Raw genomic sequence first — 26,888 nt, 5'->3', positions numbered from 1 at the left:
CGTTTCCGCCGGGTCGCCGGTCGGAGCCTCCTGCACCACCACGCGGGAGGCTTGGGGCAGTTCGTCCGCTTCGAAGGTCAGCGCCTTCAGCTGGGTAGCGGTCACCGGCGGCCGCGCACTACTGGTGGGCGTGGCTGTTGGCACCGCCTCCGGGTTGCTTCGTGCCCCGCCTCCGCAGCCGGACACCGCGAACACTCCCGCGACCAGCACGCCACTGGCCAGCCATCGTCGCACCACCATGGCATCCACCCCCGGCGGTGATCCTAACGGCTGCGGCGAAGACACCGTGGTGGGGCGGCTCATCCAGGACGCAGTGCGCAGCACCGTGTCGGTCACGAAAGGGGCCCGCCTGAGCGGAGGCGTGGGCGCGCGAACCTACATCAAGGGACCTTGAATTGAACCGGGGCCAGCCGGGCAGGCCTGCCCCAAGGCTCATGCTGCCCAGGAACCGGCCCTGCTGCGCGGGATGCCGCGCCCCGCCGGCGGTGTCGGTCCGTGAACACGGCGCTGGTCGCGGGGACGGCTCCCGGGGCCCGGTGCGCGCGCTGAGCGGCCGATCAGCCAGGATGGCCCGGAGCGCACAGTGACGAGCGGGAAGCGGGGGTTGGGTGTGAGCCAGCAGCAGCCGGGCGGATGGTATGGGCCTCAGCAGGCGCCGGGGCCTGGGTTCGGGCCTGCCTATGATCCGGTGTCAGTGCCGCCGCAGCGCCGGAAGACGGGCCGGATGGTGCTGCTCGCCGTGGGCGTGACGTGCGCGGTGGTGGCCGCCGCGGCGGCCGGATATTTGTACGGCCACCGCACCAGCGCAACCGGCACGACGAGCGCCACCGGCACAGCCAGGAGCACGCCGTCCCCGTCCGGTGCGTATGTGCTCACCACCCCGCAAAGCGTGCTGAGCGGAGCCTTCGTCGTCGATCCGAAAAATACGACTCCTGCCCCCGCGACGGCCGCACGCGACTATGCCGACCTCGGCATCACGAGCCCCATACCTGTATCCATCTCGTACAAATCGAACAGCTCCGCCTCGGAGCAGACCGTCCAGCTGACCGGGGCCTGGGGCACGCTCAGCGATCCCGAGCAGGTCATCGACCGGCACTTCGCGAAGATCGCCAAGGACGCCGCCCTGGACACGGCCAGTCACGCCGCGCTGGTCGGCCCCCTCCAGACGATGCATCCCACCGGACTGGGCGACGCCGTGATGAAGTGTCAGAACTTCCGTACGGACATCCAAAAGATCCCCACCACGTCCCCCGTCTGCGCCTGGGCCGATCACTACACCTTCGGGGAAGTCATGGTCTTCGACCCCGGCGCCCTGCGTCATGGCGGCATCGGCGTCAGCCTCGGCGAGAACGCCGACACCGCCGCCAGGATCCGCAACGACGCCCGCACACCCCGCCACTAGTACTCCCGCCGTATTTCTCCATTACCGCTGGTCAACGGCTTGGATGTGGGGAGTGTAGCGAGGTGGGGTGGGGTGGGGTGCGGGGCGGTCTTGGCGGACCGTCCCGCGAACGTGTGGCCACGCCGCATGTAGTGACAGTGTCGGGCGCGTGCTTGGTGGCGGCGTCTCCAGTGCGACCACCTCACTGCGTGATCGCGTCGTGCAGGACGGCGTTGGGGTTCACCTGCCAGCAGACGGCGGATTTCGGCCGGGGCGAGGTCCACGAGGTCGGGTGTGTCGGCCGCGTCACCCCCTTTTCGTGTTCTTGGACGGCCATGGCCGCGAGGAAGATGTGCGCGAGCATGACGAGAGTGACGTGCCGGTACCAGCCGACGTAACGGCGGACTTCGTACTGGTCCAGGCCGCATTCGTTCTTCGCGCTCTGGAAGCACTCCTCGATCTTCCAGCGGCAGCCCGCGATGCGGGCCAGGTCGGTAATCGTGGCGTCCAAAGGGGCACTGGCCAGGTAATAGGCGATCTCTTCGGGCCTGGTGATGCTGCGGGGCGGCCGAGCATCCAGCGTTGCCGCGTGGACTTGTCGCCGTCGAATTCCCAGACGGCCGGCAACCGGGCCGCTGCCCAGGCGTAGAGCCGCGGTCCTTTGGCGCCATCTCCGCAGGACAGACGTTGCCACGCTCTGGCGGGGCCTGGCCGATGAGGTAGTCGATGCGCGGACCATGGACCTGCTGCGACTTGGGCACCGCCACGACATAGGAGGGGCCGGCATCTTCCAGAGAACGACGGAAACGGGAGTCCTCGCCGTAAGCAGAGTCCGCGGTGACCCAGGAAAGACCAGCGGGGGAGCCCATGACCCGCGGGATCATGGAACGAGCGAGGTCGTTCTTGGCCGTGAAGTCGCGCTCGTCGGGGGCCTGGGCCGCTCGGCAGCGCTCGCGGTCCTCGGTCCAGGACTTGGGCAGGTAGAGCTCGCGGTCGACCAGGGCGTGACCGCGGGTGGTGGCATAGGCGGCGAATACGCCGATCTGGCAGTTCTCGGTGCGGCCTGGGGCCTGCCGATCACACCGAACGCCTTCCACGGCGACTGGAACTACACGCTGGCTCCCGTCCCACCTCGAACGCCAGACGCGCCGGCAAATACTCGCCAGACCGACCCGGCCCTGACCACGATGCTCACCGATCCGGCCTTGACCGGCATGTCACGCATCGCCTTCGAGCAATTGGTGGTGGTCTCGGAACCCTACTGGGACGCCATGGCCGCGGCAGCATTCCAGCGACGCTTCCACCGCCCGCGCAGCTACCTCCACCCGCAGACCAGCAGCGTGGACCACCTCCACCGGCTCCTGGCAGCCATCTTGCGCCGCCGAAGGGCGGTGACCATTACGTTCCTGGCCCAATTGCTGGGCGTCAACCGCACCAACCTGTCCATCCAGTACCAGGACGGAAAGCGGCTCCTGGACCTGCACCGGGTCCTCGTCACACCTATACCCGGATCGGCCGCCCGCACATTGGAACAGCTGCGCGCCCGAGTCACTCCCACCCAAACCCGTCGCTGACAGTTATTCAAATACAGGCCCCGGCGGTGCCGGAGTACTGCCGATGCACGCCCGCCGAACGACTGTCCTTCTTCAGGAACCCGGTGTCATCGACAATGAGGACGGCATCCCGGTCCCCAAGGTGCTCCACGACGTAGTCGCGCACGTCATCCAGGACCTCGTCGGCGTCCCACTCGATCCGGTTCAGCAGGCGGTGGATACGGTCAGGGCCCGTATGCCCGGCCTCCTCCGCGAGCGTCCAGCCATTCTTCCGCTCCAGCGGAGCGATCAACCCTCGCATATACGCGAGCGCCGACTGCCGCGGTTCTTCCCGGCTGAAGCGGTGCACGAACCGCTCGTGCACCGCACCCAATTGCCCAGCCCACAAACTGACATCCGCAAGGACCCCACCCATAACCACACCAACGACCAAGCTGGCCACCAGTCACAGCAAGCACCGTTGCAGAACTGAATCCCCGTTTCCGGCCCCCGGCCCTCGCGTATCCGCCCCCTGGGAACAACTGACGGCTGTCGGGACAACCGGGAGGCGCCCTATCGGCGGACCGCCGAGATCAGTCCGCCGGACTGCTCCTCGTGCTGCGGCGGGGTGGTGATCGGGCGGCCGTAGGCGGCGGCGCGCTCTCGCAGGGTGTGGCTGGTGGCCTTCCAGCCGTGCCCGGCCAGCCAGTCCACCGGGTCGTCGGGCATCTCCGAGAGCCACATGGACGCCGCCGATCCCGGCGCGGCATCCGCGCGGAAGCGCTCGATCACGCCGCGCGGGCTCAGCGTCAGCCCCATCCGGCTGCCCGGCGCCGACTGCGCGCTGATCCGGGCCAGCAGCAGCTCCACCGCGTCCTCGGGGAGGTAGATCAGCAGTCCTTCGGCGATCCATACGGTCGGCACCGCCGGGTCGTGTCCTGCGGCGGCCAGCGCGGCTGGCCAGTCCTCGCGCAGATCCACCGCGACGGTGATCCGCTCGCAGCGTGCGACGGCCCGCTCCTGGCGCAGTACCGAAGACTTGAAGTCCAGTGGCGCGGCGGTGTCGACCTCGAACAGCCGGGTGCCCTTGGGCCAGTCCATCCGGAAGGCCCGGCTGTCCATGCCGGCGCCGAGCAGCACGACCTGGCGGACCCCGGACGCACAGGCCTGCTGCAACAGGTCGTCGAGGAATTTCGTCCTGATGACGATGGAGTACGACACGGCCAGTCGGCGCAGGTGCGCGGCCTCGTCGGGCAGCGGCGGCGAGGAGGGCCCCAGGCCGCCGGCGGTGGCGAAGGCCTGTGCCAGCGGGTCGCGGAACAGCGCGTTCTCCCGCTCGCTCTCCAGCGCCCGCACCCTGGCCACCCCCACCGCCGTGGCCCACACTCCCGACGGCCGCACCCGCTCCTGCTCATCAGTCACCACGCCAGCCTACGGTCGATTTCAAGGAGTCCTGCCCGTCCTGGCGGGGGAGGCATCGAAGGTGCGGACCGGCTGCGCTGGTGCTGCCATCGGTGCGCGTCCACGAGGACCCGCGCTTGCCCGCGTGCGTGGCCTTCGAGGCCACGGCGAGCGCGGAACTCGCCCGCACAGCCGCAGTCGGCACGCTGGAGATCGAATACGTCCTCGCCTTCTTCCTGGACCGCACGCTCGGCGGAGGTGGTTCGGCCCGTGCGGTGAACACCCTGCGGGTGGCCGTGGACGCGGGCCTCTTCCCCGCCTGCCGCGCGGCTGTCTTCGCCTCCCAGCCCAGGACGCAGACCATGGACGGTTCCCTCCCGACTTCCTCCTGGCGGTCGCCGATCAGGTGCCGGGCCCGCGCGTCGCGACCTTCGACCGCGGGATCCGCACCAACACCGATGCGGCATGGGCGGCAGCCTGCGCGCCGGCGCCGGCGCCGCGCAGGGGCGGGGCAGCGCGGCCTCTCTGCGGCGGATCCTCGGCGTCGAGCGGGCCGGCTCCGCCGAGCCTGGTGCGTGCCGCCGACCTGACACCAGGGCCGCGACGGACGCCCATGTGCTTGATGCGCCGGCGCGTGGCGTCCACCCGCCGCAGTCGTCGGGGCGTGTGCGCCGCCTCCCGAAGGGGAAGCTGGCCGCGGACATGGTCGGCCTTGCGAGCGCGGCCTGTCTATACCGACGGGCTTCACCGATGCGGGCCGCGCGACGAAGGAGCGCGTTGAGGCCCTGGCCGACGGGCTTGCCGCCGCGCCGTACGAGGCGCTGTCTTGCGCGGAACGTGATGGGCTGGTCGCGGAGCTCGAGCCCGTCACCGCGGTTCTGGTGGCGGCGGGATCGCGGTGACGGGCTGAGGCTGACGGGACGGGGCCCGCCGTGCGGTACGGCGAGTCTTCCCGACGCCGGAGCTCGGGCCTGAAGTGCGCGGCCCGAGCGTCGGCTTGCCGGCGGCATTGCGAGGCCGACGCGGAGCAGAGGTGTCTGGCTGCCGCGCGGGTGGCCGGCCGGGTGGGTCGTATGGCCGGCCACCCGTGGTGTGCCGCTCATTCGATGCCATGGGGTCTGGCCTGTGCTCCCGGCGGCGGTGGAGGGCGCAACCATGTTGGCTGCCGCCGGGGTGAGTTCAGGGGACGAGGATCACTGTCTTTCCGGCAAGCCGGCCGCTACCGGCGTCCTCGTGCACGGCGGCCAGCTCGGCCACCGGGCGGCGGGCAGCGATGTGGAGTCGGAGCTTGCCGGCGTCCACCTTCGTGACCAGCTCGGTGAGTTGGGCCCGGTCGCTGCGGACCCACAGGCTCGCGCTGCGTACCTTGCGGGTGTTGTCCTCGGGGATCGGGCCGGCCGTGCTGGCGGCGATGCCGCCGTCGGCGACGTAGTTCGTCAGCTGCGTGAGCTCCTCGGGGGAGAGGCGCACGTGGTTGACCACGGCCTGGAACGGGCCGCCGACGGCAGCCGGGCCTGCGGCGGGAGTGAGGGGGGCGACGACTTGGCGAGCGCCGTAGCTCCGGAGGCGGTCGGCGTGCTGTGGCGTGTCGACCGCGGTCACGTGGGCTCCTGCCTCGGCGGCGAGCTGCACCACGAGGCTGCCTACCGCGCCTGCGGCCCCGTTGACCAGGACGGACTGGCCGGGCTGAAGCTCGGCCAGCTCGAACACCGTCTGCCAGGCCGCCAGCCCGGTCAGGGGCAGCGCTGCGGCGTCGGTCAGCTCGACTGTCCGGGGAGCCGGGGCGAGGGACTCGGCCGGGGCGAGCACGTACTCGGCGGCGGCTCCGGCGGAGTCCAGGGGCAGCATCGCCACGACTCGGTCACCGAGGTTGAGACCCGTTACTTCCGCGCCGAGTCCAGCGACGGTGCCCGCCAGGTCGATCCCCGGCACGTAGGGGAGGGTGATCGGGATCATCTCGGCGAGCACGCCGGCGCGGATGTGATCGTCGACCGGGTTGAACGACGTGGCTGCCACCCGCACCAGCACCTGCCCGGCGCCGGGGACCGGACGGTCGACGTCCTCGTAGCGCAGGACCTCACTGCTGCCGAACTCGTGGAAACGGATTGTCTTCATGGCGCTTTCCTCCGGGGGAGTTGATGGCGTCGCCGCGGGGCGAGGCGATCAGGCGGGAAGGGTGGAGCGAGTCGAGACGTTCGGGTCTCAGGTCAGCTGGACGGACCGGGTGGAGTTGCCCATCACCATGCGGTCGATGGCGCTCACGGCGCTGGCGGGGTCGTCGGCGGCGCCGACGGTGAGGAGCAGCGGGACGAAGTGATCGGCCGTCGGGTGGGCGATCGCGGCGCTGGGCGCCTTGGTGCGGTAGTCGGCCAGAGCGTCCGCGTCGCCGCGGCTGAGGGCGTCGACGGCCCATTCGTCGAAGGCCGCGGTGTGGGCGGCGAGTTCTGGTCGGCGGAAGACGGCGAAGCTGTGCGTCATGAAGCCGGAGCCGAGGACGAGGATGCCTTCGTCGCGCAGGGGCCGCAGACGCATCCCGAGTTCGAGCAGGGCGCTGGTCTCGGAACTGGGCATCGACAGCTGTACGACGGGGATGTCAGCCGCAGGGTACATGGCCATGAGCGGGATGAAGGCGCCGTGGTCGAGGCCGCGGTCGGTGAACTCGTGTACCGGCGTGGGGCCCAGCAGGCCCGTAAGCCGCCGTGCGAGGTCGGTGGCGTTGGGGGTCGTGTAGGGGAGGGTCTTGTAGCGGGGGTGGAAGCCGCTGAAGTCGTAGTACAGCGGGGTGTCGGCCGCGGCTGCGGATATCGCGGCCGGTGCGTGTTCCCAGTGGGCTGAGATGACGACGATGGCCCGGGGCTTGGGCATGGACTGTGCCCAGTCGAAGAGGTCGCCGAGCCACTGCGGGTCGTCGAGGGTGAACGGTGCCCCGTGGCTGACGAAGAGGCTGGGTAAGGGGCCGTCGGAGGGGTTCCATGCCTGCTGCTCGCGTGCCTGGGGCAGGACGCGGGCAAGGAGGTCGTCGTAGGCCGCGGCCGGTGGCCGTGCGGGGAACGGGGAAGTCAGGCCGTTGGGGGAGGCCAGACTGGTTGTGGTGGTCATGGACATCAGCTCCTTCACTTGCCTTGGCAAGTGAAAAAGTAACTCATCATCACTTGCCCAGGCAAGTCATTGGAGTTGCCTGGGAAAGTATGATGGGGCTCATGAACACCCAGTCACCCTGGCTCGACGACGACCAGCAGGCCCTGTGGCAGGAACTCCTGACCGTCGTCATCGCCCTACCGGCAGCCCTCGACCGGCAGTTGCAGCGAGACGCGGGCATCTCCAACTTCGAGTACGGAGTGCTGGCCCGGCTGTCCATGGCCGATGAGGCCACGATGCGGCTCAGCGACCTGGCGAGGCTCTGCGACAGCACCCAGCCCCGCCTGTCGAAGCTGATGGACCGCTTCGAAGCCCGGGACTGGGCCACCCGCCGTCCCGACCCCGGCGACGGCAGGTACACCCTCGCCACCCTGACCGACACCGGCCGTCGAAAGCTCGCCGACAGTGCACCCGAACACGTCGCGCAGGTGAAGCGGCTCGTGTTCGATCCCCTCAGCGCCGCCCAACGCCGCCACCTTGAGGCCGCACTGGTCCGTATCGCCGCTACCGTGCGCCAGGAACTCGAAGGAGGCTGAGCCCTGTCCTCGCACGAGCCTTTCCTCACCCCGCTACTGCTCGTCGACATGCTTCTCGCGCTGGCTGGGCAACGCTGCGAAGGCTGGGGACAAGGCGCCGTCCGACGCGGTGAGGACGGTCGAGCGAGCGCCGTCCTCCACTGTGATCACATGGCTCATCGTGGCGCGGGCAGGGATGGCCTGCCCGGAATCCGAGGTGGCTGTCGCTGAGCCGGGCGAAGGGCAGGGTGTTCGGGCCGTTCACCGCCTGTCGGTGTTCGCTGGAGCCGGCGACGTGGCCGTAGGCCTCGCCGTCGGCAGGGTGAGAATGATCGCCGACCCGGACCAGGCCGAGAGCCACATGAGTTGACGCCGGGTCATACGGCGGGGAAGTGCCGGCGTTCAAGGGCGCACCACCACACGGGCGGGGCCATGCCCCGCTCTTTCCGCAAGTAGCGCCCGGGGCTGCGGAGTTGGGGGCGAACCGCCGCGGTCGCGGTTGCGGTCACCGGGCGTACCCCTCTGAGCTGCGGTGAACGCGGACGGAGCTGTGTCTGCGTGGAGCGCATGAGATGCCGTAGGGGGGCAGCTCTTGGGTCAGCTCGACCACGTACACCGCCCGGGCCGCGCCGGCCGAAGGTTCTCGCCCACGCCATCAACTGCTGTGGGAGTCTGGGTGATGGCTGCCTTGGCCTGGCGCCAGATCAACACCGCGCGCCCGTGGGGCATTGAGTGCGTCGACCCGTACCCGGACCGTCTCGTGCTCCGCTTCGAGCGCGCCACGGCCGAGCCGCTGCGTTGTTGGACTTTTGGGGGCGGACGGTTGGACGTTCACCCGGGGGGCGCGGTGGGGTCTTCTGGTGGACATCCCGGGTCACTAGCGTTCCCCCGTACACACCTCACACGACTCAGGAGGGTCAGTTGGCCACGGACAACGCAGGCGGCATCTCACGGCGGCGACTGTTCGCACTGGGTGGCGGCGCCCTCGGCGCAGCCACGGCCGCCTCCCTGCTGCCGCCCTCGCTGCAGACCGCGATGGCCGCAGGCCCCCCGGCCGGCGGCCTCAGCGCGGTCAAGCACGTCGTGATCCTCATGCAGGAGAACCGGTCCTTCGACCACTACTTCGGCACCCTGCGCGGAGTCCGCGGCTTCGGTGATCGCAATGCCCTTCAACTCCCGGACGGCAAGCCCGTGTTCGAGCAGCCGGGGCCGCTGGACAGCACCGTTCTGCCCTTCCCCGTGCGCGGCGCTGCCGCCACCCAGCAGAAGGACCTCCAGTACATAGGGGCCCTCGACCACTCCTGGGGCGGCGGGACCAAGGCCTGGAACGGCGGCTGGATGGACAACTGGGTGTCCGCCAAGACCTCGGCGACCATGGCGTACTACGACCGCCAGGACATCCCGCTGCACTATGAGCTCGCCGACACCTTCACTGTTTGCGACGCCTATCACTCCTCCATCCACAGCTCCACCAGTCCCAACCGCAACCACCTGTGGAGCGGGAAGACCGGGTTCGAGCCGGGCGGCCAGCGGGCCGTCGGCAACGACGCCTACGACGAGGGCACCCACCCTGGGTACGACTGGGGCACCTACGCCGAGCGGCTGGAGAAGGCTGGGCGCAGCTGGAAGACGTACACCGAGTGGGAGAACTTCACCGACAACCAGATCGAGTTCTTCACCACCTTCAAGGCGATCGCGCGCAAGGCGCTGGCCAGGACGGGTGGGCACACGTTCATGGAGTCCTTCTACTCCGTCGTACGCGACGCCCCCAGCGACGTCGAGCGCCAGCGGCTCCTCGGGCTGCTCGACCAGGGAGTTGCCACCCTCACCGAGGCCGAACGCAGCCTGTTCGAGCGGGGGCTGAGGCGGGTGCCGACCGGGACGCTCGCCGACGCCTTCGGCAAGGACGTCGCCGCCGGCACCCTGCCGGAGGTCTCCTATCTGGTGCCCTCGGCGCTGGACTCCGAGCACCCGAGCGTCTCCTCGCCCGTGCACAGCGCCACCATCGTCTACAAGGTGCTCGACGCGCTCGGAAAGCACCCCGACGTCTGGCGGCACACCGTCGTCCTCATCAACTACGACGAGAACGACGGTTTCTTCGACCACGTCCCGCCGCCGGTGGCCCCTCCCGAGGTGACGGACGAGCAGTGGCAGGGCAAGCCGACCGGCCTCGGCGCGCGGGTGCCGATGCTCGTGATCTCGCCCTGGAGCGTCGGCGGCTACGTCTGCTCCGAAGTCTTCGACCACACCTCCGTCATCCGCTTCCTGGAGCGCTGGACCGGGGTGCGCGAGCCCAACATCAGTGCCTGGCGGCGCACCGTCGCGGGCGATCTGACCTCGGCCTTCGACTTCAAGCGTGGCCGGGCGCGGCCCGCGGTGCACCGGCCGGGACCGATTCCGCCGATGAGCGGCCGCTGGCGCCCCGAGCCGCCCGCGCGGCAGCACATGCCCGTCCAGGAGGAGGGCACCCGGCCCGCCCGGCCGCTGCCGTACCAGCCGGACGCCTACGCCAAGGTCGCGGGCGGCACCCTCCAGGTGCAGCTCAGCAACACCGGCCGGGCCAGCGCCCACTTCGCGCTCTACCCGTACGCCAAGGAGTTCGCCGCGCCGCAGCACAAGGACGTGCGGGGCAAGGACCAGTGGACCGTTCCGCTGACCGGCGCCTACCGGTTCACGGTGACCGGGCCGAACGGCTTCCGGCGCGAGTTCGAGGGTGCCGGCGACGCGGACGTCGCCGAGGTGACCACCTACCTGGACCACCACGACCGGGACGTCCACCTCTCCCTCCGCAACCGCGGACAGCGGCCCGTCACCTTCGTCGTGCGGCCACTCGGCTACGCCGACGAGACGGACCTGCGGGACTGGAAGCGTTCCGTGACGGTCAAGCCGGGCCGCAGCCGTGCCGTGGTGCACTCGGCCGCCGACGCGCACGGCTGGTACGACCTCGAAGTGACCGCGGATGGCGGGAGCCCGTTCCGTAGGCGCCTGATGGGGCATATCGAGAACGGCCGCCCGAGCGTGTCGGGCTGACCGGCCCGCCCGGCGGTCAGCCGGGCGAGGCGCTGTGAGTGGTCGTGACGGGCTGCGGCGACGAGCCGTCGTGGCAGCCCGCCAGGCCCAGGACCGAGAGGAACCGTGGGGTCAGGGCGCGGACGGCCCAGTCGATCCGCCTGTGATGCCCTGTGGTTGACCACATGTCAGTTGTCTGTTGCGAGGATCGCCGCTGAGTTGCGCAGGGTCGCGTTCACCGGCTGTTTCACCTTGCCGAGGCCCTCGGCGAGCTGGTCCCGGCAGCCAAGTCTCTGAAGCCATCCAACGGCGACAGGCACTGAGCCATACCTGGAGCCCTGGGCTCCGCCGATCCTGCGAATGATCGACCCGAGCCCGCCCCCAACGTAGGAGGGGCGCTGCCCCCGGGCGGTCACCCGGCCGCAGGAGCCCCTTGGCACGAGGCCGGTCCGTTCAACCTCACGTCTGGAAGGGGTGGGTGATGTCCTCGGAGACGCCCAGGGTGCGGAGCTCAACGGCGGCTTCGAGACGACGGGGTTTTTGAGGCGGGTGTGGGCGCCATGGGTGGCGGTCAGGGTCGCGCGGGCCTCGTCGTGGCGGGTGAGATGGCGCAGGACGAAGCCGAGGTCGAGCGGGCGGGTTCGCCGGCCTCCGCTTGAGGCCGTGACGTGTTCCTGGCGTTGCTGCGCCGACTGCTCTTGCCGCAGAACCAGCTGCCGGCGCACCCGCCGTGCCCCTGACCAGTCAAGGGGGAGTGCCGCGCGCTGCCCCGGGCTGGGCGTCCTCGGCCGCTGCAGGTGTCCGGCGCGGCGGGGAGCGGGTTTCTGTCCTGCCGGTCGGGTACGCGGCCCGGTTGCCCTCCGCCGGACGGCGTCGGGTCAGGTCCCCTGGAAGTCGGGTTTCCCGAAGGGCTGTCGTGTCCAGGACCCAGGCTGGTGTCTGCGGCGGCAAAAAGTCTGTGAATACGGTGGAGTTCGTGATCACAGGGACTCAAACCAGTGATAATCGCGTCGGCCTGTGAGTTCCTCGCCCCTTGCGGAGGTTACGACTGATACGCGCCCGGGGCACTGATGTGCCAGTACTCCTCCGCCGCCCCGGTGCCGGAAGCAGGAACTCCACCCACCATCCCCACCCCCTCACTCAGGAGAATCGCGATGATCGACGGTCTGAAGGTCCCCGAAGGCGTCGGGCAGACGGCGCTGGTCGTCGCCTGGATGCGACAGATGGAGAGCCTGAGACCCGACGCTCTGTTCCAAGACCCGTTCGCCGACGGGCTGTTGAAGGCGATCGCCGAGGACCAGTCCTTCACCGAGGTGTCTGAAATGGTCACCCGAGCGAGCAGCAGCACGCGCGAATACCCCGCGTACTTCGCGGTACGCACCCGGTTCTTCGACGACGAGCTGCTCAGCGCGATGCGCGCCGGGGTCCGCCAAGTCGTCACTCTGGCCGCTGGAGTGGATGGACGGACCGTCCGGTTGGACTGCCCGCCCGGAACACAGTGGTACGAGCTCGACCTGCCGGACATGACGGCCTTCAAAGACGCGCTGATCGCCCACTCGGGACTGGCCACAACCTGCGAACGCCGCGGAGTCGCCGCGGACTTGACCGCCAACTGGCCCGACGCGCTGCGCGAGGCGGGCTTCGACTCCGACCAGCCGACCGCCTGGCTGGTGGAGGGCCTGCTGATGTACCTCTCCGACGAAGCGGGGGATGCCCTGCTCTCCGAGCTGTCCGCGCTGTCCGCGCCGGGCAGCCGGATCATGCTGGAACAGCTGGAGGCGGCGATGCTGGGGGAGGAGGGCAAACCCTCCCGTGAACGGCTCGCGTCGCAGGGTGCCCGCTGGCTGTCCGCCCGGGACGACCTGCAGTCGTGGCTGGCAGGCCACGGTTGGCATGCTGAGGTCTACAGCGGAGCCGACCCCCGCATCGGGCACGGGCGCACTGTCTCCCGTCTGCCCGCCTGTTGGGTGGCGACCGGCACGCTGACAGAGCGTGCGGATGCCGACCCGGCTGGCTGAAGGGCCCTCTGCGAAGGTCTCGATGCGCGCTCCGGGCGGCATGACCCACGTTGACGCGTTTCCACGAGGGGAAGTGGGGGCGAGCGGCGCTGTACCCGGGGCGAGGCCAGCCAGCGCCTCGCCCCCCTTCACAGGTTCGCTCGGTGCTCTGGCAGCTGCGGCTGGAGAAGCTGTCGGAGGTGTCCGTCGTGGCCGTACCCGATCTGTGGGCCGTGGCGGAAAAGACCGACGCTTCACCCTGATGGACGCGGTGATCGAGCACTGCGCGCGGATGGGTGACCGGGTCGCCGTGCTGGACGCGCCCCCGCCGTCGGCCCCGACCAGTTGCTGGCGGACCGGACGCCGAAGCGTGGCGGCCGGTGGCGGGATCATCGCCAGGTGATCGACGCGATCGCGTGAAAGTTCCGCACCGGCTCGCCACGCGACGCGAAGCGCCTGGCGAGCACGCCGTTGGTGCTGTAGACGGACGCCTGGAGGCAGTTCACTGAGTTCGCCGCGCGCTGAGGTCGGGGCGCTGCTGCGGCGCGGGCGCGGGCTCGGGCGTCGGCCGGGACCTCATCAGCCACAGGCCGGTGCACACCGCGGTGGCCAGGGTGACGGCTCCGGCCACGGCGAAGGCGCTGTCGAGACCGGCCTCGAAGGAGGCGCCGCCGGACTGCCGGGCGCGGACCACGGCCCCGAGCACCGCCACACCGAGCACCGCGCCGATCTGCCGCGTGGTGCTGCTGATGCCCGAAGCGAGGCCGCCCTCCTGCGGGTCGACCGCCTGGATGGCGGCGCCGGTCAGCGGGGACATGGTCAGGGCGAAGCCGACGCCGACGGTGGCGAGCCGCCACCACACGTTCGCGTAACCGGTGTCGGCGTGCACCCCGCCCAGTGCGAGGAGCCCGAGCCCGGCCAGCGCCAGGCCGCTGGTGACGACGGACCGGTAGCCGTACCTGGCGGCGAGGCGGCCGGCGAAGGGGCTGGCGACGACCATGGCGAGGGTCATGGGCAGGGTCTGCAGTCCGGCCCGCAGGATCGAGCTGCCCTGGACGTACACGAAAAACTGCGAGAAGAAGAACGACGAGCCCATGAGCGCGAACCCCACCACGATCATGGCGGAGTTGGAGACGGTGAACAGCCGCTGACGGAACAGGCCCAGTGGCAGCATCGGTGCGGGGTGCCGCCGCTCGACCGCGACGAACGCGGCGAGGAGGACGGCCGCCGCGGCGAAGCCACCGAGGATCACCGGTGACGTCCAGCCCCGCGAGCCGCCCTCGATCAGGGCGTAGGCCAGGGTGCCGACCCCGAGGACGGACAGGATCGTGCCCGGGATGTCGAGGGCGCGCGCGTCCGGGTTGCGGGACTCGACCAGGACGCGTCGGCCGGCCACCAGCAGGACCACGCCGATGGGCACGTTGACCAGGAAGATAGCGGGCCAGCCGAACGCCTGCGCCAGGACGCCTCCGGCCACGGGCCCGACGGCCAGGCCGATGCCGCTGAGCCCTGCCCACAGCCCGATCGCCCTGACCCGTTCCTGCGGGGCGGGATGCGCGGCCACCAGGAGTGCGAGCGAGGCGGGGCTGAGAGCCGCGGCCCCGACCCCCTGCAGCACCCGCCCGGCCACCAGCCAGCCGACCGAGGGGGCGACGCTGCACAGCACGGACGCGGCGGTGAACACCGCGACACCGCTCAGGTACACGCGCTTGCGGCCGAAGCGGTCGGCGAAGACCCCGCCGGACAGCAGCAGCATGGCGACCAGCAGGACGTAGGCGTCGACGATCCATTGCAGGCCGGTCAGCCCCGCACCCAGGCGGTGCTGCATGTCGGGCAGTGCCGCGCCGACGATCGTGTTGTCGAGCAGCACCATGAACTGCCCCAGGCAGGTCACCACGAGCATGACATCCCCTCCCTCTCACTTAAAGCAGCCACCGGCTGCATTAAGCCGACCGTAGAGGAACTGGACACGTAAACGCAAGTTCGGGCTGCGTTAAGGTGAGAGGCATGGACGAGCAACAGCGCACCCGGCGGCCCGGCGGACGCAGCGCCCGCGTCGGCGCGGCGGTGCACCAGGCCGTCACCGACCTGGTCGGCGAACGCGGGTACGGCGGATTCACCGTCAGCGAGGTCGCGGCCCGCGCGGGAGTCGCCGACACCACCGTCTACCGCCGCTGGGGCAGCCTCGAAGCACTGCTCACCGACGTGACACTGACCCGCCTCAACGCGCGGTCACCGATGCCCGACACCGGAGACCTGGTCAGCGACCTGCGCACCTACGCGGCCGCCGTGGCCCGCGAGATCACCGGCCCCGACGGTCTGGCCGTGCTCCGCCTGGCCGTCGCCCTGTCCGGCTCCGGACCCGAGGGCCTGCGCCTGCGCGACGGCTTCCTCGCCGAACGCGCCCGGCAGATGCAGTCCATGCTCGACCGGGCGCGCGAGCGCGGCGAGCGGCCCCCCGATGCGCTGGCCGTCCTCGACCACGTCATGGCCCCGATGTACATCCGCGTCCTGTTCGGCGCGGGCCCGCTCACCGCGGAGTACGTGGACGGCCTGGTCGACCGGCTGCTGCGCTGACCGTCAGGCGGCCAAGTAGTCGGTGTGGTCCGCCCATTGGTCGCCGGCACCGGTCAGCGGGCGGTCGCGTCGCACCCCGTCACAGGGCCGCCGAGGAAGCGGCGCGCCGACCGCTCCCACCTCCACCGGACTGGGTGATCGCCTACGTACGGCGAGGCCCCGGCAAAGCCCGGCTGCCCGAAGTTGTCCATGTCGGCGGATGCTCGATGGCGCCCGGCCAGCCCACGCCGTCAACCGCGAACAGGCCCTCGCCGCCCTCACCGAAGGTGTTCCGGCCTGTGACTTCTACCGGCCCGACACCGCCCTTGGCGTGCTGGAGTAGGCAGCCGGGGCAGGGTCTGTCCAATCAACGGCCCTGTCTCACATTCGGTGGTAACTGAGCGTGCTGGTTCGTCGTTGACCTGTCGTGCGGAATGTCAACGAGCTTGTAAGCGTGGTGTTTTCGGGGCTGTCTCCGCTGGTCATCGAGGACGTGGCCGACGACGGCGAGCGGATTTCGGTGCGGGCACGGACGCCGGAGGAACCAGTGCCGTGTCCGGGGTGCGGGGCACTGTCTGGGCGAGTGCACGGCTTTCACCTGCGGACGGTGGCCGATGTGTCGGTGGATGGGCGGCGGGTGGTGGTTCGCGTTCGGGTGCGGCGTCTGGTGTGTCCCACGCGCGGCTGCCGGCACACCTTCCGCGAGCAGGTGCCCGGGGTGCTGGAGCGGTATCAGCGCCGCACGACCCGGCTGACCCGGCAGGTCAAGGCTGTGGTCAAGGAGTTAGCGGGCCGGGCCGGTGCACGTTTGCTGGCGATACTCGCGATGGGCCTCTCGCGTCACACGGCCCTGCGCACCCTGCTCCGTATCCCACTGCCCACCGGGCGGGTGCCCCGTGTGATCGGCGTCGACGACTTCGCTCTGCGTCGGCGGCACCGCTATGCCACTGTGGTGATTGACGCCGAGACTCATGAGCGGATCGATGTGCTGCATGGCCGCACGGCCGACACCCTGGAGGTGTGGCTGCGGACGCATCCGGGCGTCGAGGTGGTGTGCCGTGACGGCTCGGCGACCTATGCTGAGGCTATCCGGCGCGCTCTGCCCGATGCGGTGCAGGTCGCGGACCGGTGGCATGTGTGGCACAACCTGTGTGAAGCCGCCCTGAGCGAGGTGAAGGCGCACAGCGCCTGCTGGGCCACCGTGCTGGACGCGCCCCTCTACGACGGGCCCCGTGCCCAGACCACCCTCGACCGCTGGCATCAGGTCCACGGCCTGCTCGACCAGGGCGTGGGCCTGCTCGAATGCGCCCGCCGTCTGCAACTCGCCCTGAACACCGTCAAACGCTACGCGCGCGCCGACCGGCCCGAGCGCATGCTCCGCGTCCCCAAATACCGCGCCAGCCTCGTCGACCCCTACCGCGAACACCTGCGCAAACGCCGGGTAGAGGACCCCGCTGCCCCCGTCCTGCACCTCTTCGAAGAGATCAAAGCCCTCGGCTTCACCGGCTGCCTCAACCTCCTGCACAAGTACATCAACCAAGGCCGCGCGGACGCCGACCGCAGCCACATCTCCCCACGCCGCCTCGCCAGGATGCTGCTGACCAGGCCCGACAACCTCAAAGCCGAACAACACGAGCTCCTGGCCAAACTCACCGCGGCCTGCCCCGAGATGACCCAACTGGCCGCCGGTATCCGAGCCTTCGCCCCGCTCCTTACGCCGCACGCCGACAACGCCGACGCACTCACCCGCTGGATCACCCAAGTCCGGGCAACCGACCTGCCCCATCTGCACGCCTTCACCCGGGGCCTGGAACGAGACCTCGACGCCGTGATCGCCGGACTCACCCTTCCCTACAGCAACGGCCCCACCGAAGGCGTCAACACCAAGACCAAACGGATCGCGCGCCAGATACACGGACGCGCGGGCTTCACCCTCCTACGCCACCGCATCCTCCTCGGATAGCAGCACGCTCCGTCACCACCGAATGTGAGACAGGGCCGTTGATTAGACACTCCCCCCTGACCACGGGCACGGAGACTCCACGGGACTCAGGAGAACTCAAGTGATGTCGCACAAGAGTGCAGTCTCCGAGCCAGGTCAGGACCGGCCCGACCGAGTCAGCGGGAATCCGTTGCGTCGTCCTCGGCCGGGCCGGGGGCTGCCGTGCTGTCGGCGGCCTGGCCGGCGGCTCGTTCCGCGCGGAGTTCTTCGGCGACCTCGTAGGCCCGGCCCGGGTCGTAGACGGTGACCGAAGTGCCAGGGCTGTACATCGCGTATGCCCGGGGCGTGTACCGATAGCCTTCGACGCCGCGCTGGGCGGCTATGCCGTCGACCTCGCCGACGGGTACCCGCCACAGCTCGGCGGTGTGGGACCGGGTCCACCACTCGTCCGGACGCAGGAAGTCTCGCTTGACCTCCGTCTGACGCTCCACCGCCACCTGGACCCGGCCGAGTTGCTCGGTCAACCAGCCGGTCAGCGCCTTTGCGTCGACCCGAGAGAGCGGTGCGGACGTCGCTGGTTCGCACTCCACCGTCTCGCTGCGGGTATGCAACACCACCTTGATCGACTGTCGCTGCCCCAGACTGAGTCGCTCGATGACGAAGACTCGCTGCAGATCAGCCATCGCCATGGTCGACGAACGCAGAAAGCGGGCGATCACGACCTGGGCCGGAGTTCCCAGGGGGCGGAGCTCGACCCACCGCACCGTCATGGAGACCGTGACGTACATCATGGCCACGGTGAGCAGGATCACTGCGACGACCGTGAGCGCCAGTAGGACCCAGAAACTGCCCCAGACGAGTGAGCTCCCCGAGATCACGGCGGCCACCAGAGCGGCCAGCAGAAGTGGGGCTGCGACCATCGACGGGACCATGATGCTCGCGCCGAGCGCGACGGCCAGCTCGCGGGCCCGGCTGGGCATGAACAGCAGCCGCCATCCGGCTGTCACGGGTGACACAACTTCCGCCAGCGGGCCGGGATGCTGAGGTTCCATGACTCAAAGGTAGGACCCTGCAAAGGAGTTCGTAAGGCCACAGCGAGCCGTACCTTCTCGAGGACGGGAATCGCAGGCGACTGCGCGTCAGCCGGCCAGGTAGGTGTAGAGGTCGGCCACGGCTTGGGGGCCCGGGGAGGCCGCGAGTTGTTCCAGGGTCAGCGGCCGGCCGGCGGGGTCGGCGATGGGGAGGCACCAATTGGGGGGTACTCGTCGACGGTGCCGGGCAGGTTCTGGGGGCGCCGTTCTCCAGGACGGGCAGGGCACGCTCATCGCCCGAGGCCGGCTCCCGAAGCTCGCGCAGATCCGGTACGACCGCCAACGCCACCAACCCGAGCCTTCTCACCTTCGCCCAGACCGCAGATCAGTCGGACAGGGTGAGAACGCTTCAGGAATCCCGAAGTTACGTCACCTGACCGCCAAGCCCCAGATACAGGAAGAAACCCCTGGCCACCGGCCCGGACACTCAGCGGGGCTCAAGGGAACTCAAGTGATGTCGCACGGTTCTCCCTGAACGCCGGGCGAACGGCATCGACCACAACGCCTCCCTGGAACAGGCCCTGGCCTACCTCCGCCAACGCCACGGCGACCTCATCCCCGACCAGCTACGCCAGCCGACCGCGGTTCCCACACCACGTTCCGGGACAGCCCACAACCCTGCCATCGGATCCGAGGTCTGAGCGACCTCTGACCGCCCAAGACCCAGCACGCCCGGCTGCTGTGGAGGGTGAATCTCGGGTGCGGTGTGGTGTGGTGTGGTCGCGTGGTGGGATGCGGCGCATGAGTGGATCTCTGCAAGCCCGTATTGAGCAGTACTACGCCACCGTGCCGTTGCAGTTCTCTGATGTGGAACAGTTCGGTTCCTTGCGGCTGTTCGTGCGGGCGAAACCAGGTGCACGTCCACCGGCCCGCGCGTGAGCTCTGGCACGACGACGAGTTCGGAAACGTGCACTGGTACTGCCGCGGCAACCCTCTCGAAGGCCGTGCCCTACTCGACGGCGTGATCCGAGCAATGTCGCCTCGCGGAGCCCGCGAGCTCCGCAAGATCATTGAAACGCTCGACGCCTTCATGGGCCCGCCCGACCCAGCCGCAGACCGCCGAAGATAAAGAACAAGCTGAGGTCGGCGCCGGTGTCCTCCCTCCGGTCCTACGCGTCGGTTGTGGCAGGGGTCGGCGAGTCGACCTCTTCCATGAAGCCGAGCATCCGGGCGTTGACCACCTCGGGGTGGTCGATCTGCGGTCCGTGGCCTGTCGCGGCGATGATCTCGGCGCGGGCCCCTTCTACGAGGCGCGGTACGCGTTCCAGCTGCCGCTTCGGGTGTACGAGCAGGCTGTGCTTGCCCATGATGACGTAGAGCGGGGTCCGGATGGATCGCAGCGCGTCCTCGGAAAGCGGCAGGGGTGCAGGGCGGCGGATCCGGAACGCACGCGCACCGAGCTGGACCCACTTCCGCATCTCGGGGACGGCGATGACCGGTTGGTCCAGCCAGGCGGCGAGGCGCGGACGCAGCGCCTTGGGGGCGAAGGTGGCGAACAGGCTGACGAACACCCAGGCGAAGAAGCGCAGCCCCACCTTCTCCAGGCCGCCGGGGTCGAGTGCGGTGACCGAGGCGAGCCGTTCAGGGCGCTGATGGGCCTGGTTGAGTACGAGCCAGCCGCCGTAGGAGGAGCCGACGAGGTGCACCCGGTCGAGGTCGAGTGCGTCGAGGGCCTCGTCCATCCACTGGGCGGCCCGCTCAGGTTGCCACATCGGCTCGCGGTGGACGCTGCGGCCCGCGTCGCCCGGGGTGTCGAGAGCGTACACGGGGCGGTCGAGGCTGAGGCCGGGGGTGTTGGGGTACCACATGGCGGAGGAGTAGCCGGCGCCGTGGATCAGGACGATCGGGGTGCGGGATTCGGCTGCGGGGTTTGTGGGGCCGTACCGGTAGACGTGGGTGGTGCCGAAGCTGGTCTCGACGTCCGTCTCGGAGCGTATGGGTGCCCCCATCGCGTAGAGCACGTCGCCGGCGGCGAAGTACCGGTCGCGGAGCTCGTCGTTGACGTAGCGGCCGACGTCGCGGCGCGCACGGGTCGTGTTCTCGGGCACGGGGCACCTCCGGGAAGATCCGTTCTTTGTGATACGAACGTATCATAATGTTGATACGGCGGTATCATAAAGGGGGTCCGGGGAGTGTGGACCATGAACTCATCACCGACGGGCGGAGATACCGGCACATGCCGAAGCGCGTGGACCACGAGGAACGGCGCACCCAGATCGCCGAGGCGCTCATCCGGGTCGCCGGACGGCGCGGGCTGCACGCCGTCGGCATGCGCGACGTGGCAGCCGAGGCCGGCGTGTCACTCCGGCTCGTGCAGTACTACTTCGAGACCAAGGAGAAGCTCCTCTTCTACGGGCTCCAGCACCTGACCGGCCGCTTCACCGCACGCGTCGGCGCCCGCCTGGCTGCCGCGGGGCCGGACCCGGGCCCGCGCGCCACCATCGAGGCGCTGCTCGTGGCCTCCCTCCCGACCGACGAGGAGAGCCGCACCTACCACCTCGTCTACAGCTCCTACGCGATCCTGTCCGTGACCGACGAGGCCCTGGCCACCCAGCCGTTCATCGACGACCCCAACGCCGCGGAGAACGCTCTGACCGGCCTCCTCGAACAGGCCCGGGCGGCAGGCCTGGCCTATCCCAGCGTCGATGCCCGCACGGAGGCGATCAGCCTGCTCGCGATGGCGGCGACCATGGGCACCAGCATCCTTGTGGGCCAGCGGAATCCGGAGTCAGCCATCGCGGTACTCCACCACCACCTGGACCGGATCTTCGCGACCACCACAACGCCGACGGCCGGGGGCCACATCTGACGCTCCGTGGTATGCGCGTTGCGCGTCCCTCGGTCGGTGGTATCTGCCAAGCAAGCCCATTACATGGAGCGCGGTAAACCCGCGCGTCGGCCCGAACCGCTGAACCAGGTGTCGGCGGACGGAGTTTTCTCCCCAGTCAGTACAAGCGACGTGGCCAGCTGCACGGTAGCCAGCGAGCCCCGGGGCAGGGTGGGGTGCCGCACCATCGCGCAGCGGCGCCCGCAGGGCGTCCTTGGCTGGCCGCCCTGCTCCGCTCCGTCCCCGGCAAGTCCGGGCGGCGCGAGCCACGTGACCTGTGTTGTCGGAGCCGTTGGGATGGTCAATTGGGCGAAGGCTCGGAGAAGTCCGAGCACCTGGATCTGTCGCATATTCTGTCGCATATGCCGCCGGAGCGGTCAGTTGCAGGTCAGGGCCCCCTCCCATCGGCCATCGCTGGCGCCGGCAGGCAGTCGATGGCGGTCTGCGGTGGCTCCACCTGATGGCCGTACGTACAGGTGATCGGCGGTAGGGCCACTTCGAGACATCACTGCGGCGCTCCGCATGTGGCCAGCGCGGTTCGCGCCAGCCCGCGCAGCCAGGCGTGGGCGTGGTCGGTGTCGTAGCGCTGATGCCACGACAGGTATATCGGTGCCGACGGCAGTTCGAGCGGGAGGGGGAGCGCGACCAGGCCGAGGTCGGCGACCGCTGACCGGGTGGTGGCTTCGGGGACGCTGATCAGGAGATCGGAGCCGCGCGTGAACTCCAGCGCTGCCGCTTCCGTGGGCGCGGTCGCCACCACGCGGCGGGTGAGGCCGAGGCGCGCGAGGGCGTCGTCGAGGGCATTGCTGAGGTTTCCACGCCGCGAGACGGTGACGTGCTCAGCGGCGGCGTACCGCTTTGCGGTGACGGTCGGGACGCGGGTGAGGGGGTGTCCTTGCCTCACGACGATGGCGAGGGGGCTCTCGCCCACGTTCTCGGCACGGATGTCCGGTGCGCTCGGGCGGTTGGCGTTCGCCTCCAGGTCGACCTCGCCGCGCCGCAACTCGGGGGTGTCGATGCTCGATTCCGCAACGAAGCGCAATCGCACGCCCGGCGCCTGTGCGCGCACGGCCGCGAGCAGTGCGGGGCCGCTCAAGGCGACCAGGGAATCGTGCCAGCGGAGTGTGAAAGTGCGATCCAACGTTGCCAGATCGAGTTCACGGCTCGGTGCCAGCACCCCCTGGACCTGGTGCAGCAGCTCGTGCACCTGTTCCCGGACGGCGATCGCATAGGGCGTCGGGGTCATCGTGCGGCCGGTGCGCACCAGGATCTGATCCCCGGTCGTGCGCCGGATTCGGCCCAGACTCCGGCTCATCGCGGGGGCGGTGACGTGCAGGCGCGCGGCCGCCCCGGCCACGCTTCCCTCCTCCAGCAGCGCGTCGAGCGCGGCGAGCAGGTTCAAATCCAATTGCATATGAGTAAACCTAGCCGTGCTTGACATGCATTTGAAGTTAATCAAGGGGCTCTATACCTTCGAGACGAGAGCGCAAGACGGAACGCACAGCTTGCCCCGACCGGCCTCATCACCCCTCCTCACACGGGAGCACCACCATGTCCGAAACGCTTCAGACCGCTGACGTCGCCGCCTCCGACGCCGACCTGCTCGGCCAGACCGCGACCGCCGTGCGCGCGGCCGGTTCCGCGCTGCGCGAGCGCTTCGGCGAGGTGGTCCGCTACCAGACCCGCGAGGAGCTGATGCGCGAGCTCGCCGCCAACGACGACACGGCCCTCGACATCCTGCGTCCCCGCCTCACACGCCTGCGCCCGGACGCCGGCTGGGTGGAGGACGAGCTGGACGGCGGGGCGCTTCCGCCCGGCGAATGGTGGGTGGTGGATCCGGCCGAAGGCAACGTCAACCACCTGCACGCCCTGCCGGAGTGGGCGGTGACCGCCACCCTCGTGCGGGAGAACCAGCCCGTACTCACCGCGGTCCACCTGCCGCTGACCGGCGAGACCTACACCGCGCTCACCGGCGCGGGCGCCTACCTCGACGGCCGGCCGCTGCGCGTCTCCCAGACCGCGGACCTCGGCCTGAGCATCGTGGCCACCAGCCAGGCCCGGCCGGACGAGGACGAGACGGTCGTGCGGCGCGTCGGCTCCTCGATCACCGCGATGCTCTTCGACGCGCTCGTCGTCCGCACCGCCGTGCCCGCGACCCTGCACCTGCTGAACGTGGCCGCCGGCCGGATCGACGCCTTCTGGCAGTTCGCCGGCGCCCGCGCGGACCTGCTGCCCGGGGCGCTGCTCGTCACCGAGGCCGGCGGGCAGGTCTCCGACGCACAGGGCCGCCCCTGGACCCCGCAGAGCGAGAGCTTCCTGGCCGCCGCGCCCGGCATCCACGCCGAAGCCGTCGCCACGCTCTCACGCTGACCGCGCACCACAACCTGCACGCACGGAAGGACCGGATTCATCATGACCACCATCGCCGTTCTCGGAAACGGCCGCGTCGGCGGCAACCTGGCCACAGCCCTCACCCGGGCAGGGCATGAGGTGACCGTGGCGGACCGCGCGCCGGGCGCCGCCGCCGGCGCTGCCCGGACAGCCCACATCGTCATCAACGCCACCCCGGGCGACGGCTCGCTGGACCGGCTCGTCGCCCTGCGCGAGGAACTGCGCGACAAGATCCTCGTCGACGTCTCCAACGCCACCGTCGACGGACCGGACGGACTGCCCGCCGACCTGATCTACCCCGGCTCAAGCCTCGCCGAGCAACTCCAGGAAGCGCTCCCCGAAACGCGCGTCGTCAAGACACTCAACACCATGCTCTTCCCGGTGATGACCGCGCCGGCCACGCTCACCCAGGCGCCCGATGCCTTCCTCTCCGGCGACGACCCGCAGGCCAAGCAGACCGTCCGTGAACTGCTCCTCAACCTCGGCTGGCGCAAGGAGTGGATCACTGATCTCGGCGGGATCCAGACCGCCCGCGCCACGGAGGCCGCGATCCTGTTCGTCCCGCACGTGATTCGGTCCAGCGGATTCGCGCCCTTCGCGATCTCGATCGCCCGCTGACCCGTACACAGCGCACCGCCCCCGGCGGGCCCACATCCAGAACGGATACGACAGCGCAGCCAGGGCCAGCGATTCAGCGCCGGACGGCGACCCGCGGCCCCCTCCCCGGGGCCGTCGGCCTCGCACCGAGGAATCGGCCCTTCTCGCGGCGGACGCGCTTGCGGAGCTGGTCGCGAACCTGCCCGCCGATACCCGCGGCGGCCGCCGACCCCGGCCTCACACTGGCCGATCCAAGTGTGCGTGCGTGTGCACGGCGCTGGCGCCGGACGGCATCACGCTGCCGCCGAAGCAGTGACCTGGCATCGATGCCAGACGGCCTGGCTGTAGCCGGCCGCGAGCCGGGGCCGTCGCCGCGCAGTGGGCTGAAGCCGACGTCCAGGTGCGGGTCGTACAACCGGGACCGGCGTCGTCCCGAGCCGCCCTCCGATCGACCCATAACCCACACGGGGTAGTTCACTGAACTGCTGCGGTTGAGTTCACAGAACCCCCAGTCTGGAGAGATCCGGGCTCGGGGTTGTCCGCGTACTCTCCGAACTGGCTCCGACAGCAGGTGAGACGGTGCTCCAGCTTGAGGTAGCGAAGCCACCCGGCACAGCCCGTCGAATGCAGGTCGCTGACGAGAGAGATGCTCGGTCGCCGGCACACTGGACGACGCCACGGCAGCGCTGCTCGATCCGCCAACCGCACGACAACCGGCGCCAGAGCCAGCATCACGTGGTTCCCCGTCGGCTCCGTGGGAAGGCATCGAGGATGTGCCGCCTCTTTGGGATGTCCAGTGCTCCCGCCCGGGTCCGGGCCACCTTCTGGCTCGTCGCAGCCCCCGACAGTCTGGAACAACAGAGCCGTACGAACCCCGACGGCACCGGGATCGGGGTCTTCGCCACGGACGGGAGACCCGTGACGCTGCGCCAGCCCGTAGCCGCATGGCAGGACCACGAGTTCGCGCTTGAGGCGCGTGATCTGGAGTCCGCGACGTTCGTCGCCCACGTGCGATATGCCTCGACCGGCGGCCTCAGTATCGCCAACACTCATCCCTTCGAACAGGACGGGCGACTCTTCGCGCACAACGGCGTCATCCAGGGAATGGACGACCTGGAGGCGGAGCTCGCCACCGAGGGCCCGGGGCTGTGCCCCGCTGTCAGCGGCAGCACGGACTCCGAGCGGTTCTTCGCCCTGATCACCCGGGAGATCCGCAGGCGCGACGGCGATGTCGGCGCAGGAATCATCGCGGCGGCCCGCTGGGTCGCCACCCACCTGCCGCTCTACGCCCTCAACCTTGTTCTCACCACCCCCGACGAGCTCTGGGCCCTGCGGTATCCCGACACGCATGAGCTGTACGTCCTGGACCGGCCCGGCGGCGGCCAACACCTCGATCACACAGGCACAGACCGCAGCCTGCGCGTCCACTCCCAGGACCTCTCCGATGCCGCCTGCGTGGTGGTGGCCAGCGAACCCATGGACGACGACCCGCGCTGGCGGCCGATGCTCTCGGGCGAATTTATCCACGTGAGTCCCGGCCACGTCCTCAGCTCCACCGTCGTGCTGCCCGACGAGCCGACGTACCGTCTCCAGCTGACCGACCTCCATCCGGAGGTGGCCGCCTCACAAGGTGCCAGCTGACCTGCCAAGCGGGGCGTCAGGGCGTTGGCCCAGTGCCGCGTGGGCTGGCCGGCTGTGCCGTCGTTTTCGTTGGGTGCTCATCGTCGAACCCGGCTCATCGTGCGGGGCCGAGCAGGTCACAGTCGGGTGCGCAGTCGCCGCTGACACGCGCGAACTGGCCGTGGTCCGGGCCGCCTCGGCCGGCTTTCAGGTGCCCCGGTCGGCGGCCGTTCTTGATCTTGTCGGCGCCTCACGCTCCTCCAAGCCGGTAGGTCTCGTCTTGACCGAAAGTGCCTGCCCCCAACGGGCGGGAGAAATCACCCGCATATCCGTGCCATCCCGGGGCAGCCGGTCTCCCGACGCTGATTACGGAGGTCTGACATGGTCCCCCTGCTTCTGGTACTGCTTCTGGCGCTGATCCTCTTCGGGGCCGGCTTCGCGTTGAAGGCGCTGTGGTGGGTGGCGGTCATCGTGCTGGTGGTGTGGCTCCTGGGCTTCATCGCGCGCGGTACCCACTCCTCGGGGCATCGGCACCGCTGGTACCGCTGGTAGCAGGCAGCGGCCAAGCCCTACCACCGCCACCGCCACCGCATGCGTGTGCGTGTGCGTGTGCTGGAGAAGTCTGGTCTGGCCGGTGTACGAATAGAGTTCTTGGACCACCACGACCGCCTGATGTCGCCCTCGCTCGGCGCGCCCGGCCTTCGTGGGTCCCGATTGAGTGCGGTCGTTGTCGGCTACGACGGCCTCCACACCATCAGCTCCGTCCTCGGTCGACGACAGGTCGGTCGGGGGGCCGCGCAGAAGCGGCCCCGCGCACGTCCTGCCCCGAGGAACCCGCTCGGAGCGTTGCCGCCCGCCACGCGTGAGAGAGCTGGGCTCGACGGGGTCGCC

The 26,888-nt window shown here is 69.8% G+C and carries 23 protein-coding genes and 3 pseudogenes; 15 read left to right on the top strand and 11 right to left on the bottom strand.

The features are described from left to right. The coding region (locus tag ACFWA7_RS33080) for a hypothetical protein (RefSeq protein WP_385826758.1) at positions 1–336 on the bottom strand (336 nt) is incomplete at its 3' end. Positions 337–688: 352 nt separating this feature from the next. On the opposite strand from ACFWA7_RS33080, the gene ACFWA7_RS33075 reads away from it, so the two are divergent. Beyond that, on the top strand, positions 689–1,402 hold the full coding sequence (locus ACFWA7_RS33075; protein WP_385826756.1) for a hypothetical protein: 714 nt from the start codon (positions 689–691) through the stop codon (positions 1,400–1,402). 181 nt (positions 1,403–1,583) lie between these two features. On the opposite strand, the gene ACFWA7_RS33070 is transcribed toward ACFWA7_RS33075, so the two are convergent. Together ACFWA7_RS33070 and ACFWA7_RS33065 are read right to left on the bottom strand one after the other, a co-directional pair. Then, the gene (locus ACFWA7_RS33070) at positions 1,584–1,892 is read right to left on the bottom strand and encodes a hypothetical protein (protein WP_385826762.1); all 309 of its coding nucleotides are present in this window, start codon (positions 1,890–1,892) and stop codon (positions 1,584–1,586) included. Positions 1,893–2,169: 277 nt separating this feature from the next. Continuing rightward, positions 2,170–2,478 (bottom strand): annotated as a pseudogene (locus ACFWA7_RS33065) (transposase); the annotation flags it as partial. Here ACFWA7_RS33065 and ACFWA7_RS33060 point away from each other — a divergent pair. After that, positions 2,452–3,092 (top strand): annotated as a pseudogene (locus ACFWA7_RS33060) (ISAzo13 family transposase); the annotation flags it as partial. The pseudogenes ACFWA7_RS33065 and ACFWA7_RS33060 overlap by 27 nt on opposite strands. Here ACFWA7_RS33060 and ACFWA7_RS33055 read toward each other — a convergent pair. Both ACFWA7_RS33055 and ACFWA7_RS33050 read right to left on the bottom strand, forming a co-directional pair. Further along, positions 2,975–3,349 (bottom strand): annotated as a pseudogene (locus ACFWA7_RS33055) (transposase); the annotation flags it as partial. The pseudogenes ACFWA7_RS33060 and ACFWA7_RS33055 overlap by 118 nt on opposite strands. 137 nt (positions 3,350–3,486) lie before the next feature. Beyond that, positions 3,487–4,335 (bottom strand): class I SAM-dependent methyltransferase, encoded by an 849-nt coding sequence (locus ACFWA7_RS33050; protein ID WP_385546224.1) that lies wholly within the window; start codon positions 4,333–4,335, stop codon positions 3,487–3,489. Positions 4,336–5,039: 704 nt separating this feature from the next. Between ACFWA7_RS33050 and ACFWA7_RS33045 the strand changes: the two genes are divergently transcribed. Next, positions 5,040–5,216: a hypothetical protein gene (locus ACFWA7_RS33045; RefSeq protein ID WP_385546241.1), complete on the top strand. Its 177-nt coding sequence runs from the start codon at positions 5,040–5,042 to the stop codon at positions 5,214–5,216. Positions 5,217–5,493: 277 nt separating this feature from the next. On the opposite strand, the gene ACFWA7_RS33040 is transcribed toward ACFWA7_RS33045, so the two are convergent. Together ACFWA7_RS33040 and ACFWA7_RS33035 are read right to left on the bottom strand one after the other, a co-directional pair. Then, entirely contained in the window at positions 5,494–6,429 is a 936-nt protein-coding gene (locus ACFWA7_RS33040) for an NADP-dependent oxidoreductase (protein WP_385546219.1), read from the bottom strand. 87 nt (positions 6,430–6,516) lie between these two features. Next, positions 6,517–7,413, bottom strand: a complete 897-nt coding sequence (locus tag ACFWA7_RS33035) for a DODA-type extradiol aromatic ring-opening family dioxygenase (RefSeq protein ID WP_385826754.1) — start codon at positions 7,411–7,413, stop codon at positions 6,517–6,519. A gap of 101 nt (positions 7,414–7,514) precedes the next feature. Here ACFWA7_RS33035 and ACFWA7_RS33030 point away from each other — a divergent pair, with 101 nt between their 5' ends. The 4 genes from ACFWA7_RS33030 (at position 7,515) to ACFWA7_RS33015 (ending at position 13,376) form a co-directional block, all read left to right on the top strand. Further along, positions 7,515–7,988: a MarR family winged helix-turn-helix transcriptional regulator gene (locus ACFWA7_RS33030; protein ID WP_385546213.1), complete on the top strand. Its 474-nt coding sequence runs from the start codon at positions 7,515–7,517 to the stop codon at positions 7,986–7,988. Positions 7,989–8,912: 924 nt separating this feature from the next. Then, positions 8,913–10,997: a phosphocholine-specific phospholipase C gene (locus ACFWA7_RS33025; RefSeq protein WP_385826760.1), complete on the top strand. Its 2,085-nt coding sequence runs from the start codon at positions 8,913–8,915 to the stop codon at positions 10,995–10,997. 1,133 nt (positions 10,998–12,130) lie between these two features. Next, positions 12,131–12,994, top strand: a complete 864-nt coding sequence (locus tag ACFWA7_RS33020) for an SAM-dependent methyltransferase (protein ID WP_385826752.1) — start codon at positions 12,131–12,133, stop codon at positions 12,992–12,994. A 241-nt stretch (positions 12,995–13,235) separates the two neighbouring features. Beyond that, complete coding sequence (locus ACFWA7_RS33015; RefSeq protein WP_385546207.1) at positions 13,236–13,376, top strand: hypothetical protein; 141 nt, start codon at positions 13,236–13,238, stop codon at positions 13,374–13,376. 99 nt (positions 13,377–13,475) lie between these two features. On the opposite strand, the gene ACFWA7_RS33010 is transcribed toward ACFWA7_RS33015, so the two are convergent. Next, positions 13,476–14,876 (bottom strand): MFS transporter, encoded by a 1,401-nt coding sequence (locus ACFWA7_RS33010; protein ID WP_385826750.1) that lies wholly within the window; start codon positions 14,874–14,876, stop codon positions 13,476–13,478. A 104-nt stretch (positions 14,877–14,980) separates the two neighbouring features. On the opposite strand from ACFWA7_RS33010, the gene ACFWA7_RS33005 reads away from it, so the two are divergent. The 3 genes from ACFWA7_RS33005 to ACFWA7_RS32995 all read left to right on the top strand — a co-directional run bounded on the left by ACFWA7_RS33005 (position 14,981) and on the right by ACFWA7_RS32995 (position 17,492). Continuing rightward, positions 14,981–15,550 (top strand): TetR/AcrR family transcriptional regulator, encoded by a 570-nt coding sequence (locus ACFWA7_RS33005; RefSeq protein WP_385826748.1) that lies wholly within the window; start codon positions 14,981–14,983, stop codon positions 15,548–15,550. Between the two features lie 199 nt (positions 15,551–15,749). Then, positions 15,750–15,872, top strand: coding sequence for a DUF6233 domain-containing protein (locus ACFWA7_RS33000; protein WP_385546197.1), 123 nt, complete (start codon positions 15,750–15,752; stop codon positions 15,870–15,872). 114 nt (positions 15,873–15,986) lie between these two features. Next, positions 15,987–17,492, top strand: a complete 1,506-nt coding sequence (locus ACFWA7_RS32995) for an ISL3 family transposase (protein WP_385546235.1) — start codon at positions 15,987–15,989, stop codon at positions 17,490–17,492. 155 nt (positions 17,493–17,647) lie between these two features. Here the strand turns inward: ACFWA7_RS32995 and ACFWA7_RS32990 are convergent, their stop codons facing one another. Next, positions 17,648–18,523 carry a hypothetical protein gene (locus ACFWA7_RS32990; protein WP_385826746.1) on the bottom strand — a complete coding sequence of 292 codons (876 nt, stop codon included), beginning with the start codon at positions 18,521–18,523 and terminating at the stop codon, positions 17,648–17,650. Positions 18,524–19,671: 1,148 nt separating this feature from the next. After that, positions 19,672–20,610 (bottom strand): alpha/beta fold hydrolase, encoded by a 939-nt coding sequence (locus ACFWA7_RS32985; protein WP_385546188.1) that lies wholly within the window; start codon positions 20,608–20,610, stop codon positions 19,672–19,674. A 128-nt stretch (positions 20,611–20,738) separates the two neighbouring features. On the opposite strand from ACFWA7_RS32985, the gene ACFWA7_RS32980 reads away from it, so the two are divergent. Then, entirely contained in the window at positions 20,739–21,371 is a 633-nt protein-coding gene (locus tag ACFWA7_RS32980; protein WP_385826744.1) for a TetR/AcrR family transcriptional regulator, read from the top strand. A gap of 523 nt (positions 21,372–21,894) precedes the next feature. On the opposite strand, the gene ACFWA7_RS32975 is transcribed toward ACFWA7_RS32980, so the two are convergent. After that, positions 21,895–22,803 carry a LysR family transcriptional regulator gene (locus ACFWA7_RS32975; protein WP_385546233.1) on the bottom strand — a complete coding sequence of 303 codons (909 nt, stop codon included), beginning with the start codon at positions 22,801–22,803 and terminating at the stop codon, positions 21,895–21,897. Between the two features lie 137 nt (positions 22,804–22,940). Between ACFWA7_RS32975 and ACFWA7_RS32970 the strand changes: the two genes are divergently transcribed. From ACFWA7_RS32970 to ACFWA7_RS32955, 4 genes are all read left to right on the top strand, one after another. Then, positions 22,941–23,759, top strand: coding sequence for an inositol monophosphatase family protein (locus ACFWA7_RS32970; protein ID WP_385546182.1), 819 nt, complete (start codon positions 22,941–22,943; stop codon positions 23,757–23,759). A gap of 42 nt (positions 23,760–23,801) precedes the next feature. Next, complete coding sequence (locus ACFWA7_RS32965; protein WP_385546179.1) at positions 23,802–24,398, top strand: NADPH-dependent F420 reductase; 597 nt, start codon at positions 23,802–23,804, stop codon at positions 24,396–24,398. A 750-nt stretch (positions 24,399–25,148) separates the two neighbouring features. Continuing rightward, positions 25,149–26,018, top strand: a complete 870-nt coding sequence (locus ACFWA7_RS32960) for a class II glutamine amidotransferase (protein WP_385826742.1) — start codon at positions 25,149–25,151, stop codon at positions 26,016–26,018. 360 nt (positions 26,019–26,378) lie between these two features. Further along, entirely contained in the window at positions 26,379–26,549 is a 171-nt protein-coding gene (locus ACFWA7_RS32955; RefSeq protein WP_385546173.1) for a hydrophobic protein, read from the top strand. The last annotated feature ends 339 nt before the right edge of the window (positions 26,550–26,888 follow it).

This window comes from Streptomyces sp. NPDC059994 (assembly GCF_042737755.1).
Lineage (GTDB): Bacteria > Actinomycetota > Actinomycetes > Streptomycetales > Streptomycetaceae > Streptomyces.
The sequence above is the reverse complement of the archived record's forward strand: the minus strand, read 5'-3'. Positions and strand labels throughout refer to the sequence as shown.

Coding starts and splice junctions, on each gene's coding strand:
- ACFWA7_RS33040 (WP_385546219.1), bottom strand. CDS start 6,429: ATGAAGACAATCCGTTTCCACGAGTTCGGCAGCAGTGAGGTCCTGCGC.
- ACFWA7_RS33005 (WP_385826748.1), top strand. CDS start 14,981: ATGGACGAGCAACAGCGCACCCGGCGGCCCGGCGGACGCAGCGCCCGC.
- ACFWA7_RS33000 (WP_385546197.1), top strand. CDS start 15,750: ATGCTCGATGGCGCCCGGCCAGCCCACGCCGTCAACCGCGAACAGGCC.
- ACFWA7_RS32975 (WP_385546233.1), bottom strand. CDS start 22,803: ATGCAATTGGATTTGAACCTGCTCGCCGCGCTCGACGCGCTGCTGGAG.
- ACFWA7_RS32970 (WP_385546182.1), top strand. CDS start 22,941: ATGTCCGAAACGCTTCAGACCGCTGACGTCGCCGCCTCCGACGCCGAC.
- ACFWA7_RS32980 (WP_385826744.1), top strand. CDS start 20,739: ATGCCGAAGCGCGTGGACCACGAGGAACGGCGCACCCAGATCGCCGAG.
- ACFWA7_RS33020 (WP_385826752.1), top strand. CDS start 12,131: ATGATCGACGGTCTGAAGGTCCCCGAAGGCGTCGGGCAGACGGCGCTG.
- ACFWA7_RS33030 (WP_385546213.1), top strand. CDS start 7,515: ATGAACACCCAGTCACCCTGGCTCGACGACGACCAGCAGGCCCTGTGG.
- ACFWA7_RS33015 (WP_385546207.1), top strand. CDS start 13,236: ATGGACGCGGTGATCGAGCACTGCGCGCGGATGGGTGACCGGGTCGCC.
- ACFWA7_RS32990 (WP_385826746.1), bottom strand. CDS start 18,523: ATGGAACCTCAGCATCCCGGCCCGCTGGCGGAAGTTGTGTCACCCGTG.
- ACFWA7_RS32965 (WP_385546179.1), top strand. CDS start 23,802: ATGACCACCATCGCCGTTCTCGGAAACGGCCGCGTCGGCGGCAACCTG.
- ACFWA7_RS32955 (WP_385546173.1), top strand. CDS start 26,379: ATGGTCCCCCTGCTTCTGGTACTGCTTCTGGCGCTGATCCTCTTCGGG.
- ACFWA7_RS33035 (WP_385826754.1), bottom strand. CDS start 7,413: ATGACCACCACAACCAGTCTGGCCTCCCCCAACGGCCTGACTTCCCCG.
- ACFWA7_RS32960 (WP_385826742.1), top strand. CDS start 25,149: ATGTGCCGCCTCTTTGGGATGTCCAGTGCTCCCGCCCGGGTCCGGGCC.
- ACFWA7_RS33010 (WP_385826750.1), bottom strand. CDS start 14,876: ATGCTCGTGGTGACCTGCCTGGGGCAGTTCATGGTGCTGCTCGACAAC.